This is a genomic window from Xanthomonas sp. WHRI 7945, from assembly GCF_035026585.1.
In genome coordinates, this window is sequence record NZ_JAYIQP010000003.1 from 95,760 (window position 1) to 110,519 (window position 14,760).

Sequence of the window (14,760 nt, forward strand, 5' to 3'; positions counted from 1 at the left end):
GAGCGAAGCCGGAAACTACCAAGGCCTCGCCTACTGTCAGGGCTAAGCCCTTTTACAGTGCACCCGGCAAGCTCGCCGCAAGTCCCCTGTAGGAGCGGCTTCAGCCGCGACGAGCGAAGCCGGAAACTACGACAGCTGCGACCACTGCCGGGGCTGAGCCCTTCCTACAGTGCACCCAGCACGCTGGCCGCGAGCCTCTTGTGGGAGCGACTTCAGTCGCGACGAGCGAAGTTCGGAACTGCCTCGGCGTCGACCACTGCCCTGACTTGAGCCCCTCCTGCAGTGCACCCAGCACGCTGGCCGCGAGCCTCTTGTGGGAGCGACTTCAGTCGCGACGAGCGAAGTTCGGAACTGCCACGGCGTCGACCACTGCCCTGACTTGAGCCCCTCCTACAGTGCACCCAGCGCGCTGGCCGCGAGCCTCTTGTGGGAGCGACTTCAGTCGCGACGAGCGAAGTTCGGAACTGCCACGGCGTCGGCCACTGCCCTGACTTGAGCCTGCAACGTACCAGCAGCCAGCAGGAGCGGTTCCAGGCGGTCTCGCACCATCGCCCGGGACGAAACAGCGACGGAACGGTGCGCTTCGCCAGCCATCGGAACGAATCCCAAGGGTCCAACATCCCTCCTGCAGCAATCGGATTCTCTGCGCAAGACGCTCAGCGCCCAGGCGACAAACTCCGCAAGCGCTGCGCGAATGCCGCCAGCTCCGGCGTACCCGGATCGATCGCGCGGGCGCGGCGCAGCGCCTCGCGCGCGAACTCGGCATCGCCGGCGCTCAAGCGCTCGTCGCCGACCGCGAGCCAGCGCTGCGCCAGCCGTCGCCGTGCCGCGGCCACGCCGTTGCCGCCCGGCGCCAGCGCCCGCCACGCGTCGTAGCACGCGCTCGCCGCCAGCACCCGGTTGCCGCGCAGTTCGTCGTCGAAGCACTGCCGCAGCGCCGCCAGCACGCGCTGCTCGGCACTGCGCACGCGCGCATCGCGCGGTGCCAGCACCTGCGCCGCCAGCAGCGTGTCGTAGGCGCTGGCGCCGGGCGGAGTCAGCCAGTCGCCGCGCGCTTCGGCCGCCTGCAACGCCGCCAGCAAGACCTGCAGGCGGCGCGCGCGCTCGGCCGGCGAGAGCCGCGACTGCAGAGTGGCCTGGCTCTGCCGTGCGCGCGCCAACGCCTGCCGCGCATCGCCCAGCGCGCGGCTGTCCGGCGCCAACGCCTGCCCCTTCTGCACGGCTCGCTCGGCCTCGGCGAAACGGAAATCGGCGGCGGCACGCATGGCCTGCGCCGCGTATGCGGCGGCCACGCGTTCCTCGCCGTCGCCCACGCCGGCAGCGTCCGGCGCGGCGGCGCGCAGCTTGGCGAAGGCGCGCGTCGCCGCGTCCAGGCGCTGCCGGCGCAGGGCCAGTTCGGCCTCGCGCTGCAGCGCTTCCAATGCCCGGTTCAGCGCCGCCTGCGCCGCCGGCAGGTCGACATGCCCGGGGTCGTAGTCGCGTGCGCTGGCGACCAGCGTCGCGGCCGCCGGCACGTCGCCGCGCGCCAGCGCCGCCTGCGCGCGCTGCAGCAGCTCCGACAACGCATCCTCGCGACCTTCCAGCGCTTCGGTGCGTTCCGGCGCGAACTCCAGCACCTGCCGGTACAGCGGCAGCGCCGCATCGGGCGCGCCGTCCAGGCGCCCCTCGCCGCGCGCCTGCGCCGCGCGTTGCAGCAGTTGATCGAGTCCGGCATGCGCGGCCTCGCGCTGGCGCAGCGCGGCCTCGATACGGTCGGCCTCGGCGCGCGGCACCTGCAGCGCGCGCGCCAGCGCCAGCGCCGAGCGCACCTGCGCATAGCGTCCCGCCGCCAGTGCCGCACGCGCCTGGCCGAGCGCGGCGCGGCCGGTCGCGGCCAACCCGGCACGCGCCTGCAGGCGATCGCCATCCAGCGCCAGGGCGGCCTCGAACCGCTCGCGCGCGCCGCTGCCGTCGGCCGCGCTGAGGCGGCCGGCGCGCAACGCGGCATGGCCCTGGTCGAGCAGCTGCTGGATGCGCGTCTCCGGCCACAGCAGATCGGCCAGCGGGCGGCGGAACACCACCAGGGTCATCGCCACCAGCAGCAACGCCGCCAGCGCCCAACGCCAGACACGGCGATCGCGCCACAGCGGCACCCGTCGCTGCGGGCGCCGGCGTTCGTCCTTGATCTGATCTGGCGGCTTGCTCACCGCGCAAGCTTAACGCGCGCGCATGACGAAGGCCTGTTGCGGCGAGTCCTCCGCACCAACACGGCATCGCGGATCCTGCGCCAGGCAGTCGCCCTGCTCGCTGCCGCCCCGCCCTCAGCCCAGGCGCCGTGCCTCGTCCACGCCGGGCAGCGCGTCGAGCTTGCCGAGCAGGGTCGACAACTGGCCGTAGTCGCCCACCTTCAGCCGCAGGCGCAGCTGCGCGCGGCCGCTGTCGCGCACGTTGTCGCTGTTGATCTCCAGCACGTGGGCGTCCTCCTGCGCGATCAGGTTGGTGATGTCCTTGAGCAGCCAGCGCCGGTCCATCGCCCGCACCAGCACGTCGACCTCGTAGCCGCCGCCGGCCTGGCCCCACTCCACCGGCAGCACCCGCTGCGGGCTGCCGGCGGCGAGCCGGGCGAAGGCGGCGCAATCGACACGATGGACGGTGACGCCACGGGTGCGGGTCAGGTAGCCGGCGATCGGTTCGCCGGCCACCGGCTGGCAGCAGCGCGCCAACTGCACTAGCAGGTTGCCCACGCCCTGCACGGTGAACTTGGACTTGGCCAGTCCGCTGCGGCGTGCGGTCGGTCGCGGCAGCGCTGGCGCGGCCGGCTGCGCCGCGGCGCGCTCGGCCTCGTGCAGGGCGCGGCCGACCTGGCTGGGGCCGACGTCGCCCAGCGCGACCTGGATGTACAGCTCTTCGATGCTGTCGGCATGGAATTTCTTCGCCGCCGGCAGCAGGTCGGCATGCTGCAGGCCCAGGCGCTTGAGTTCGCGATCGAGCAGGTCCTTGCCGGCCTGCACGTTGCGCGCGCGGTCGAGCTTGTGGAACCAGGCCCGCACCTTGTCGCGCGAGCGGCCGCTGGCCAGGTAGCCGTTGGCCGGCAGCAGCCAGTCGCGGCGCGGCTCGGCCTCCTTGCCGGTGAGGATCTCCACGCGGTCGCCGCTGCGCAGCTTGTGGGTCAACGGCACGATGCGGTTGTTGACCTTGGCGCCGCGGCAGCGGTGCCCGACCATGGTGTGCACGTGGTAGGCGAAATCCAGCGGCGTGGCGCCCTGCGGCAGGTCGATCACCTCGCCCATCGGGGTCAGCGCATAGACCCGGTCCTCGACCAGCTCGGCATCCAGCGCACCGGCCAGCCCGCCCTGCTCGCCGTCCTGCGACTGCTCCAGCAGCTGCCGCATCCAGGTGATCTTGCGGTCGAACGCCTTCTCCGCGCCCTTGCCGCCTTCCTTGTACTTCCAGTGCGCGGCCACGCCCAGCTCGGCCTGCGCATGCATGTCGTGGGTGCGGATCTGCACCTCGATCGTGCGCCCTTCCGGGCCGACCACGGCGGTGTGCAGCGAGCGGTAGTCGTTGGCCTTGGGCCGGGCGATGTAGTCGTCGAACTCGCTGGGCACCGGCGCCCACAACGCGTGCACCACGCCCAGCGCGGCGTAGCAGGCGGCGACATCGTCAACCATCACCCGCACCGCGCGCAGGTCGTACAGTTGGTCGAAGGCCAGCCGCTTCTTCTGCATCTTCCGCCAGATGCTGTAGATGTGCTTGGGCCGGCCGCTGATCTCCGCGCGCAGGCCCTGCTCGCCCAGCGCCTTGGACAGGAGCTTCTTGACCGCCTCGATGTAGCGCTCGCGCGCTACCCGGCTCTCGTCCACCTCGCGCGCGATGCGCCGGTAGGTGTCCGGCTCCAGGTGGCGGAACGCCAGGTCTTCCAGTTCCCATTTCAGCTGCCAGATGCCCAGCCGGTTGGCCAGCGGCGCGTGGATGTCGCGGGTCAGCTGCGCCAGCGCGCGGCGCTGCGCCTCGGGCAGCTTGTCGGCCTCGCGCATCTTCGCCAGCTGCCGCGCCAGCAGGATCGGCACCACGCGCAGGTCCTGCACGATCGACAGCAGCAGCCGGCGCAGGCCCTCGCTGTTGCGCCCGGCCTCGCGCCCGGCATGCAGCGCCCACACCTGGTCGGCCGCATCCTGCCCGTCGAGCAGGCCGGCCACCGCCTGCGCCCGCGCCGCTGGCGCCACCGGCAACTGCGCCAGGTGCGCACGCAACCCGGGCAGATCGAAAAACAACGCGGCCAGCAGCGCCGCCTCGTCGGCGGACAGCAGCGCCAGCGCGTCCAGGGTGTCGGCCAGCACCGGCCACGGCGCGCGTGCGGCCTGCTCCGGCTGCGCGTGCCAGGCCTGCAGCAGCGCCTCGCGCAGCGCGGGCGCCAGGACAGCCGCCGCCGGGCGCTGCAGCAGCGCCTCCAGGCCGGGATGGGAAGAGTGGTTCAAGGACGGGCAGTCGTGGCGAAACAGTGCCGCCTACACTAGCGCGCTTGCGCGCTTCCCCACAATTGCGCGGCGCTGCGGCCGCCGTGGCGTCCGTTGCGCATACGCACCGCAAGCTCAGTGTGATGCGCTTGCGACTTGGTCCGCCTTACCGGAATTTTCACATCCATGGCGAGGGGCAGGCCTATTCTCGAAGCCGACGCCGTCGCCCCGCCGCAGGCGGATGCCGCCGTCGTCGCCCTGTCGTCCCACTCTGAAGAGGAATGCCCATGAAGCAGTGGAACAAGCCAGTGATCCGCGAGATCTGCGTCGGCGCGGAGATCAACTGCTACGCCTCCGGCGAGCTTTGATCGCGCGTTAGCTCCTTTCCCGAGACGATGTGACCGGCCAGGCGCCGTAGACGGAGACCGGATGCACCTCATCGTATTGGGATCGGCGGCCGGCGGAGGGCACCCGCAATGGAACTGCCATACGCCCGCGAGCCTGCGGGCATGGCAACAGCTTGCGGGTGCCCAACGTCGCACCCAGGCCAGCATCGCGGTCAGCGCCGACGACCAGCGCTGGCTGTTGATCAACGCCTCCCCCGATTTCCGCCAGCAACTTCTGGCGACCCCGGCACTGTGGCCGCAACGCGACCTGCGCCATTCCCCGATCGAGGCCGTGCTGCTGACCAGCGGCGAGATCGACCATATCGCCGGCCTGCTGTCGATGCGCGAGAGCCAGCGCTTCGACCTGCATGCCAGCGGCCGCGTGCTCGACCTGCTGGCGCAGAATCCGATCTTCGACGCGCTGCATCCGGCCTACGTGCAGCGCCATGCCTTCGCCCTGGACACGCCGCTGTCGCTGCTCGGCCTGCAGGTGACCCCGTTCGCGGTGCCGGGCAAGGTGCCGTTGTTCATGGAGAGCCGCCACAGCGGCGACCTGGCCGGCTCCGACGAGGAAACCCTGGGCCTGACCATCGACGACGGCCGCCATCGCCTGCACTACATCCCCGGCTGCGCGGCGATGACCGACGCGCTGCGCGCGCGCCTGCGCGGCGCCGAGCTGGTGTTCTTCGACGGCACCCTGTGGCGCGACGACGAACTGGTGCAGCTCGGGGTCAGCGCCAAGACCGGCCAGCGCATGGGCCATCTCAGCATCGACGGCGAGGCCGGCACCCTGCGCGCGTTCGCCGACCTGGACGTGGCGCGCAAGGTCTTCATCCACATCAACACCACCAACCCGATCCTCGACGCCGGCTCGGCCGAACGCGCGGCGGTGGCCGCGCACGGCTGGGACGTCGCCCACGACGGCATGGATATCGCGCTGTGAGCCATCCACCTGTGAGCATCCGCCCGTGAGCGCTTTGCTCAGCCCCGACCAGCTGGAAGCGGAACTGCGCGCGATCGGCGCGCGCCTGTACCACGATCAGCACCCGTTCCACGCGCTGCTGCACAGCGGCCGGCTCGACCGCGGCCAGGTGCAGGCCTGGGCGCTGAACCGCTACGAATACCAACGCTGCATCCCGCTGAAGGACGCGGCGATCCTGGCGCGGATGGACGATCCGGCGCTGCGCCGGATCTGGCGCCAGCGCATCGTCGACCACGACGGCACCGCCGAGGGCGAAGGCGGCATCGCGCGCTGGCTGCACCTGACCGACGCGCTGGGCCTGGACCGCGAGCTGGTGCAGTCCGGCCGCGCCTTGCTGCCCGGCACCCGTTTCGCGGTGCAGGCCTACCTGCACTTCGTGCGCGAGAAGAGCCTGCTGGAGGCGATCGCCTCGTCGCTGACCGAGCTGTTCGCGCCGAGCATCATCGGCCGCCGCGTCGCCGGCATGCTGCAGCACTACGATTTCGTCTCGCGCGAGGCGCTGGCGTATTTCGAGCACCGCCTGCACGAGGCGCCGCGCGATTCGGACTTCGCCCTGGACTACGTCAAGCGCCACGCCGACACGGTCGAGAAGCAGCAGCTGGTGCAGGACGCGCTGCGCTTCAAGTGCGGCGTGCTGTGGTCGCAGCTGGACGCGCTGCATTTCGCCTACGTGCAACCCGCCGTGGCCTGGCCGGAGGCGTTCGCCGCCGCGCCGGCGCAGGCGGTGGCATGAGCGCGCTGGCGCCGGCCAGCTGCCCGCGGCTGCCGCCGGGCGTGCGCCTGCAGCACGACCGCGCCCGCGCGCAGTGGGTGCTGCTGGCGCCGGAACGGGTGATCGAACTGGACGAGATCGCGCATGCGATCGTGTCGCGCTGCGATGGCGTACGCAGCCTCGCGGCGATCGCGGCCGAACTGGCCGCGCAGTTCGACGCCGACCCGGCCGAGGTCGAGCGCGATGTGCTCGAGCTGGCCGCGCAGCTGCACGACAAACGCCTGCTGCGCGCATGAACGCGACCGTGCCGCCGCCGCTGTCGCTGCTGCTGGAGCTGACCCACCGCTGTCCGCTGGCCTGCCCGTACTGCTCCAACCCGATCGCGCTGGCCGCGCTGCGCGAGGAGATGGACACCGCCGGCTGGCGCTCGGCGCTGGACCAGGCCGCGGCGATGGGCGTGCTGCAGGCGCATTTCTCCGGCGGCGAGCCGATGCTGCGCAAGGACCTGCCCGACCTGGTGGCGCATGCGCGCGCGCTGGGCCTGTACAGCAACCTGATCACCTCCGGCGTGGCCGGCGGCGCGCCGATGCTGGCGCAGCTCGCCGACGCCGGGCTGGAGCACGTGCAACTGAGCGTGCAGGACGCCGACGCCGCCGGCGCCGACTTCATCGCCGGTTACCGCGACAGTCTGGCCAAGAAACGCGCGTTCGCCGCCGCGGTCACCGCGCTCGGCCTGCCGCTGACGATCAACGCGGTGATCCACCGCCACAACGCCGAACGGGTGCCGGCGATGATCGAACTGGCGCTGGAACTGGGCGCCGAGCGCCTGGAAGTGGCGCACACCCAGTACTACGGCTGGGGCCTGCGCAACCGCGCCGCGCTGATGCCCAGCCGCGCGCAGATCGACGCCACCGTGGTCGCGGTGACCGCCGCGCGCGAGCGCCTGCGCGAGCGCCTGACCATCGATTTCGTCACCCCCGATTACTACGCGCACCGGCCCAAGGCGTGCATGGGCGGCTGGGGCCAGCGCTTCGTCAACATCTCCCCGCGCGGCGACGTGCTGCCCTGCCACGCCGCCGAAACCCTGCCGGACATGGTGTTCGAGAACCTGCGCGAACGGCCGCTGGCGGCGATCTGGCAGGACGGCGAGGCGTTCGTGCGCTTCCGCGGCACCGCCTGGATGCCGGAGGTCTGTCAGGGCTGTCCGAAGCGCGAGATCGACTGGGGCGGCTGCCGTTGCCAGGCGCTGGCGCTGAGCGGCGACGCGGCCACCCTGGACCCGGTCTGCGAGCGCGCGCCGGAGCACGCCGATCTGCAGGCGCTGGCCCAGCGCGAGGCGGCCGACGCGGCGCCGGCCTTCGTGTACCGGCGCCCGGCTCGGCCGCACGCCGCCGCCGAGCCCAGCAGCGGCTGAGCGAGAGGCCCTGCCCGCCTGCGCCAGCGGCGATCGGCGACGGCGTGGATGGCGCGCAACCCGGCACGACGGCGCGCCGCCACCCACCCGGCACCGGCGGCGCGGCTTGCGACTACACTAGCCCGCATCCCACTGCCCGGATCCCGCCATGCTGCTTGCGCGCCTCACTCCCCTGGTCCTGTGCGCGGCGCTCGCCGTGTCCGCCGCTCCCGCCGCCGCCCAACGCACCGTCGCCGGCGACCTGCAGACGCAGATGTCGGCGCAGGAGTTCAAGGCCGCCGGCCTGGACAAACTGTCGCCACAGGAACTGGCCGCGCTGAACGATTGGCTGCAGGGCAAGGTCGCCAAGGAAACCGCGGTGGCGCTGGAGAAGGCCAAGGAAGAAGGCCGCCAGGAAGTGATCGTGAAGAACCGCGGCTTCTTCGACTTCGGCAGCCAGGAACCGATCGTCAGCACCCTGATCGGCGACTTCACCGGCTTCTCCAAGGGCCGCCGCTATGTGCTGGCCAACGGCCAGGAATGGGAGCAGACCGAATCGGCCAGCCTGAGCAGCGTGCACCGCAGCGCGCCCAAGGTGCGGATCAAGCCCGGCATCGCCGGCGTGTGGTACATGCAGGTCGACACCTACAACACCCAGGCCAAGGTCCGACGCGTCAAGTAAGGCGCGTGCCGTGAACGTGCGCCAGCACCCGCGGCTAGGCCTGGCCGACGCCTCGCACAGCCTGGCCGACGCGCTGCGCCGGCGCTTCCGCGCCAGCGACGTCTGGTTCATCGCGCTGGCGCTGCTGGTCGGCCTGATCGCCGGCCTGCTGACCCTGCTGCAGAGCGGCCTGGCGCATCACGCACAGGCCTGGCTGTACGGCCTGGACGCCGACGCCCGGCTCAGTGCGCTGCCCGAACTGAGCCTGGGCCAGTTGCTGGTGTTGCCGCTGGGCGGGCTGCTGGTCGGCCTGCTCGGCATGGCCGCACGCGCGCGCAAGCGCCAGCTGATCGATGCGGTCGAAGCCAACGCACTGTACGGCGGGCGCATGTCGATGCGCGACAACCTGATCGTGTCCGCGCAGACCCTGCTGTCCAACGGCTGCGGCGCCTCGGTCGGGCTGGAAGCGGCGTACACGCAGATGGGCGCGGGCAGCGGCTCGCATCTGGGACGGATCCTGCGCCTGCGCCGCGCCGACATCCGCACCCTGGTCGGCGCCGGCGCCGGCGCGGCCATCGCCGCCGCGTTCGGCGCGCCGCTGGCCGGCGCGTTCTATGCGTTCGAGATCGTGATCGGCGCGTACTCGCCATCGGCGCTGGCGCCGGTCGCGGTGGCGTCGCTGGGCGCGGTGTTCGTGGCCCAGGCCGCCGGCGTGCAGCCTTACCTGCTGCCGGCCTCGGCGGCGTCCGCGCTGGAAGCGCGCGACTACGCGCTGTACGCATTGCTCGGCGTGATCTGTGCGCTGCTGGCGGTGGCGGTGATGCGCCTGGTCACGGCGATCGAGCAGGCGGTCAACCGCAGCCCGCTGCCGCGCTGGGCGCGGCCGGTGGCCGGCGGCCTGATGCTGATCCCGCTGGCGCTGATCACCCCGCAGGTGCTCTCCTCCGGGCACGGCGCGCTGCACCTGGACCTGACCAGCCCGACCTCGCTGCAATGGCTGGGCATGCTGTTGCTGCTCAAGTGCCTGGCCTCGGGCATTTCGCTCGGCTTCGGTTTCCGCGGCGGCCTGTTCTTCGCCTCGCTGTTCATGGGCTCGCTGGTCGGCGGCCTGTTCGCCGGCCTGTTGAACCTGGGCAGCGGCATGGCTCTGGTCGACGGCACCGCCGCCTCGCTGGCCGGCATGGCCGCATTGGCCGCGGCGGTGGTCGGCGCGCCGATGACGATGGCGATGCTGGTGCTCGAAGGCACCCACGATTTCGTGCTGGCCAGCGCGGTGATGGTGGCGGTGCTGGTGGCCAACACCATCGTGCGCCAGGTGTTCGGCTATTCGTTCTCGACCTGGCGCCTGCACCTGCGCGGCGAGACCATCAAGAGCGCGCGCGACGTGGGCTGGGTCAAGCACCTGAGCGCCGGGCGGATGATGCGCAAGGACGTGCACCCGCTCGCCGCCGCCACCTCGGTGGCCGAGTTCCGCCGCCGCTTCCCGCTCGGCTCGGGCACGCGCGTGGTACTGGAGGACGAACACGGCCACTACGCCGGCCTGGTGACGCTGGCCGCGGCCTACGCCGACGGCGTCGACGCCGACGCGGCGATCGCCGACTACGCCGGCAACCGCGACGTGGCGCTGCGCGCCGACACCGACGTGGTCACCGCGATGCGCCAGTTCGACCTGACCCAGAGCGACGAACTGGCGGTGGTCGACGAACAGGGCCAGATCCTCGGCGTGCTGACCGAAGGCTTCGTGCGCAAACGCTACGCCGAGGAGCTGGACAAGCGCCAGCGCGAGCTGATGGGCGAGCGGGTGGATGATTGAGTGAGAGGCCGGGATTTGGGATTGGGGATTTGGGATTGGTAGAAGCGCCTACCGATGTCTGATGGGCCGTGATGACCAGCATTCGGCTGTGGAGAAGCGGAGAATCGTGATCGGATTCGTAGAAGCGCTACGAATGTCTGATCGCGCGCTTTGCGCTTTTACGAATCCCCAATCCCGAATCCCGAATCACCGCACCTGAGCCACCCGCTGCGCCAGCTTCTTCGCCGAGATCCCGGCCTTGGCGCCCAGCTCCTGCGCGAACAGCGACACGCGCAATTCCTCCAGGTCCCAGCGCAGCGCCTGCCATTGCGGATCGCCGCTGCGCCCGGCCGCGGCGGCGGCAGCCAGCGCGTCGACGAACGGCTTCAATTCCAGCATCCGCGCCTGGTCGCGCGCCGGGTCGCGCTTGGCGCGTTCGGCGCGCAGGATCATCGCGCGCAGGTAGCGCGGGAACTGCGCCAGCGCCGTCGCCGGCGTCTCGCGCAGGAAGCCCGGATGCACCAGCGCCGCCAGCTGCGCGCGCAGGTCGTCGAGGTTGCCGCTGGCCCAGCCCATCAGCGGCGATTCCAGCTGCGGCTTCAGTTCCGCCGCCGCGCCCATGATCGCCTCGGCCAGTTTCAGCCGCTCCATCGCCTCGCCAAACAGCTGCTTGCCGGCGGCATCGCGGCGCTGGGCGAAGCTGCCGGGGTCGCGGATCGCGTCCAGGCCATCTTCGAGCAATGCATTCAACGCCGCATCGACCAAATCGCCGCGCAGCCGCTCCTGCGACTCGATCGCCGCATACAGCAGCCCGGTCTTCGGCGACACCGGCAGTTGCTTGCGTGCCTGCTTGACCTTGTCCGCCAGCGCGATCTCCAGCAGCCGGCGCACGCCGCGCGGATGTTCGGCCTCGGCCTGCGCGCGGTCGGCGAAGATGCGCAGCGCCGCGGCCTCGCCTTCGTCGACCAGCGCCGGATACGCCGGCACGCCGGCTTCGCCCGGCACCTGCAGCGGGATCGGCGCGGACGGGAATTCGCGCAGCCCGTCGGCGGCCATTTCGCGTCCGGCGCGGGCCGCGAACGCCTGCCCGGCGCGGTCGCCGAAGCGCGCGCGCAGCGCCTCCAGGTCGCGCGCTTCGGCCAGCACTTTGCCGGCGTCGTCGCGCAGCCGCAGGTTCATGCGCAGATGCGGTTCCAGCGTGGTCTCGTCGAAGTCCAACGCACTCAGCGCCGCGCCGGTGGCGCGCTGCAGGAAACGCGCCAGCTCGCCGCGGATGTCGTCGGCGCTGGGCTGCGGGAACGCCTCGTAGAAGGCGCGGGCGAAATCCGGCGCGGGCACGTAGTTGCGGCGCAGCGCCTTGGGCAGGCTACGAATCAGCGCCGCGGCCTTGTCGGCGACGAAACCCGGCGCCAGCCACGACAGCCGCGCCGCATCCAGCGCGTTGAGCAGGTGCAGCGGCACCTCCAGGGTCACGCCGTCGTCGGCCGCGCCGGGCTCGAATTTATAGTGCAGCGCCAGCCGCGCGTCGCCCAGCGCGAAGTACTTCGGATAGCGATCGGCCTCGCTGCCCTCGCCCGGCAGCAGGTCGGTCAGCGACCAGTGCAGCGCGCGCCGCTGCTCCGGCGGCAGCGCCTTCCACCACGCGTCCAGGCCGGCGGCCGAGTGGATCTCGCCCGGAATCCGGTCCAGGTACCAGCGCGCCTGCCAGTCCTCGTCGGCGACGATGCCGGCGCGGCGCAGCTTGGCTTCTTCCTCGTGCGCCTGCGCCAGCACCTTCTGGTTGTCGGCGACGAAACTGGCGCGGGTGTTGATCTCGCCCGGCACCAGGCCCTGGCGCACGAACAGCTCGTGCGCGCCGGGCGGATCGATACGGCCGTAATGCACCGGCTTCTTCGGCGCCAGCACCAGCCCGAACAGGCTGATCTGTTCGGAGGCCAGCACCTGCCCCTGCGCGCGCGACCAGTGCGGGTCGAAGTGCTTGCGCGCCAGCAGGTGCGGCAGTTCGGCGATGACCCAGTCCGGCTCGACCGCGGCATTGGTCAGGCCCCACACCTTCTGCGTGTCCAGCAGCGTGGCCGGCAGCACCCACGGCGGCGGCTTGCGGGCAAGCGTGGAGCCGGGGAACAGCAGGAAACGGCGCTGCCGCGGCGCCAGGAAATCGCCCTTCTCGGTGCGATGGCCGACCTGCGTCGGCAGGCCGGCGAGCAGCGCGCGATGCAGCGCCTGGTAGGCGGCGGCGCGTTCGCGCTCGCTCGCACGTGGCGCGTCGTCGGCCGCATTGGCCGGCGGCGCGGGCCTGGTCTCGACCGGCGCAGCCGTCGGCTCGCTGCGCCCTTCGCGCGCCAGCCGCGCGGCACGGTGCAGCTGCCCGCGCGTGGCCCGCGCATTGGTCTCGGCATCGCGCGCCGGCGGCAGCGACGCGGCGCCGGCCAGCAGCGGCAGCAGCGAGGCCGCCGCCGGCTCCTCGCTCCAGCCCAGTTCCTCGCACAGCAGGTGCAGCTGGCGGTGCAGTTCGCGCCACTCGCGCATGCGCAGGAAGCCGAGGAACTGCCGCCCGCACCAGTCGCGCAGCTTGGACTGGGTCAGCTCCTCATGCGCCTGCCGATAGCCGTCCCACAGGCGCAGGATGCCGACGAATTCCGAGCGCGCATCGGCGAACTTGGCGTGCGCGTTGTCGGCCGCCTCGCGCGCTTCCGGCGGGCGCTCGCGCGGGTCCTGGATGCCCAGGAACGCGGCGATCACCAGCATCGGCCGCAGGCAGCCATGCTGCTGCGCGGCCACCAGCATCCGCGCCAGCTTCACGTCCACCGGCAGCCGCGCCATCTTGCGGCCGGTCTCGGTGAGCTTGCGCAGGCCATGCCGGTCGGGCTCGCCGACTGCGCCCAGCTCCACCAGCTGCTGCCAGCCGTCGGCGACCGCGCGCTCGTCCGGCGGCTCCAGGAACGGGAAATCCTCGATCCGCCCCAGGCCCAACTGCAGCATGCGCAGGATCACCCCGGCCAGGCTGGAGCGGCGGATCTCCGGATCAGTGAATTCCGGCCGCGCCTGGAAATCGGCCTCGGCGTACAGCCGGTAGCAGATACCTTCGGCCACGCGCCCGCAGCGGCCCTTGCGCTGGTTGGCGCTGGCCTGCGAGATCGGCTCGATGTGCAGCCGGTCCAGCTTCTGCCGCGGACTGTAGCGCTTGACCCGCGCATAGCCCGGATCGACCACGTAGCGGATCCGCGGCACCGTCAGCGAGGTCTCGGCGACGTTGGTGGCCAGCACCAGGCGCCGCCGCGGGCCGGGATTGAACACCCGGTCCTGGTCGCTGTTGGACAGCCGCGCGTACAACGGCAGCACCTCGGTCTCGCGGTACTTGCGCCGCTCCAGCGCCTGGTGCGCATCGCGGATCTCGCGCTCGCCGGGCAGGAACAGCAGCACGTCGCCGCGCGGATCGAGCCGGGTGATCTCGTCCACCGCGGCCACGATCGCATCGTTGACTGTGAGGCCGGGATTGGGGAGTCGGGAGTCGGGATTCGCAACCGCAACGGCCGTTCGCGGCGAACGCTGGCCTTCTCGCGCTTCTGCCAATCCCGAATCCCCACTCTCCAATCCCGGCTCTTCCAGCGGCCGGTAGCGCACTTCCACCGGGAAGGTGCGGCCCTCGACGCTGATCACCGGCGCGCCGTCGAAATGTTCGGCGAAGCGCGCTGTGTCGATCGTCGCCGAGGTCACGATCACCTTCAGCTCCGGGCGCTTGCGCAGCAGCTGCTTGAGGTAGCCGAGCAGGAAGTCGATGTTGAGGCTGCGTTCGTGCGCCTCGTCGACGATGATCGTGTCGTAGCTGGACAGCCAGCGGTCGCTGGCGATCTCGGCCAGCAGGATGCCGTCGGTCATGAACTTGATCCGGGTCTCCTCGCCGACCCGGTCGTTGAAGCGCACCTGGAAGCCGACCGCCCCGCCCACCGGCGTGCGCAGTTCCTCGGCCACGCGCGCGGCCACCGCGCGCGCGGCGATGCGCCGCGGCTGGGTGCAGCCGATCATGCCGGCGGCGCCGCGGCCGGCGGCCAGGCACAGCTTCGGCAGCTGGGTGGTCTTGCCCGAGCCGGTCTCGCCGGCGATGACCACCACCTGGTGCGCACGGATCAGCGCCACGATGCGCTCGGCCTCGCGCGCGATCGGCAGTTGCTCGTCCAGGGTGATCGCCGGTTGCGCCGCCGCGCGCGCCTCGCAGCGCGCCCGCGACTGGCCCAGCGCCTGCTCGAACGCGGCCTCCGCTGCGGGATTGCCGGGCGCGGCCTGCCAGCGCGACCATAGGCCGAACAGGCGGCCGCGGTCGCGGGTCAACGCCCCGTCGATCGCGTCGCGGCGCTCGCGCAGGCGGGCGGGCAATTGTTTTTCGATAGTGCTCATCAA

Annotated in this window: 10 protein-coding genes; 7 read left to right on the forward strand and 3 right to left on the reverse strand. The window is 71.8% G+C overall.

The genetic code is table 11. The features are described from left to right. Positions 1-656 precede the first annotated feature (656 nt). Together VDQ83_RS03560 and VDQ83_RS03565 are read right to left on the reverse strand one after the other, a co-directional pair. A complete protein-coding gene (locus tag VDQ83_RS03560) occupies positions 657-2,069 on the reverse strand; it encodes a hypothetical protein (protein ID WP_455434004.1) in 1,413 nt (470 codons plus the stop codon). A 231-nt stretch (positions 2,070-2,300) separates the two neighbouring features. Further along, entirely contained in the window at positions 2,301-4,457 is a 2,157-nt protein-coding gene (locus tag VDQ83_RS03565; protein WP_455433888.1) for a RelA/SpoT family protein, read from the reverse strand. A 266-nt stretch (positions 4,458-4,723) separates the two neighbouring features. Between VDQ83_RS03565 and pqqA the strand changes: the two genes are divergently transcribed. The 7 genes from pqqA to VDQ83_RS03600 all read left to right on the forward strand — a co-directional run bounded on the left by pqqA (position 4,724) and on the right by VDQ83_RS03600 (position 10,383). Continuing rightward, complete coding sequence (gene pqqA / locus VDQ83_RS03570) at positions 4,724-4,804, forward strand: pyrroloquinoline quinone precursor peptide PqqA (RefSeq protein ID WP_263398504.1); 81 nt, start codon at positions 4,724-4,726, stop codon at positions 4,802-4,804. 61 nt (positions 4,805-4,865) lie between these two features. Then, the gene (pqqB, locus tag VDQ83_RS03575; RefSeq protein ID WP_455433889.1) at positions 4,866-5,765 is read left to right on the forward strand and encodes a pyrroloquinoline quinone biosynthesis protein PqqB; all 900 of its coding nucleotides are present in this window, start codon (positions 4,866-4,868) and stop codon (positions 5,763-5,765) included. A gap of 25 nt (positions 5,766-5,790) precedes the next feature. Further along, on the forward strand, positions 5,791-6,537 hold the full coding sequence (gene pqqC / locus VDQ83_RS03580) for a pyrroloquinoline-quinone synthase PqqC (protein WP_455433890.1): 747 nt from the start codon (positions 5,791-5,793) through the stop codon (positions 6,535-6,537). After that, entirely contained in the window at positions 6,534-6,812 is a 279-nt protein-coding gene (gene pqqD / locus VDQ83_RS03585) for a pyrroloquinoline quinone biosynthesis peptide chaperone PqqD (RefSeq protein ID WP_455433891.1), read from the forward strand. Before pqqC ends, pqqD begins: the two co-directional genes overlap by 4 nt. Beyond that, positions 6,809-7,930: a pyrroloquinoline quinone biosynthesis protein PqqE gene (pqqE, locus tag VDQ83_RS03590; protein WP_455433892.1), complete on the forward strand. Its 1,122-nt coding sequence runs from the start codon at positions 6,809-6,811 to the stop codon at positions 7,928-7,930. The genes pqqD and pqqE overlap by 4 nt, the downstream gene beginning before the upstream one ends. A 148-nt stretch (positions 7,931-8,078) precedes the next feature. After that, a complete protein-coding gene (locus VDQ83_RS03595) occupies positions 8,079-8,591 on the forward strand; it encodes a hypothetical protein (RefSeq protein ID WP_455433893.1) in 513 nt (170 codons plus the stop codon). A 16-nt stretch (positions 8,592-8,607) separates the two neighbouring features. Beyond that, positions 8,608-10,383: a chloride channel protein gene (locus VDQ83_RS03600; RefSeq protein ID WP_455434005.1), complete on the forward strand. Its 1,776-nt coding sequence runs from the start codon at positions 8,608-8,610 to the stop codon at positions 10,381-10,383. 186 nt (positions 10,384-10,569) lie between these two features. On the opposite strand, the gene hrpA is transcribed toward VDQ83_RS03600, so the two are convergent. Continuing rightward, on the reverse strand, positions 10,570-14,757 hold the full coding sequence (gene hrpA / locus VDQ83_RS03605; RefSeq protein WP_455433894.1) for an ATP-dependent RNA helicase HrpA: 4,188 nt from the start codon (positions 14,755-14,757) through the stop codon (positions 10,570-10,572). Positions 14,758-14,760 lie beyond the last annotated feature (3 nt).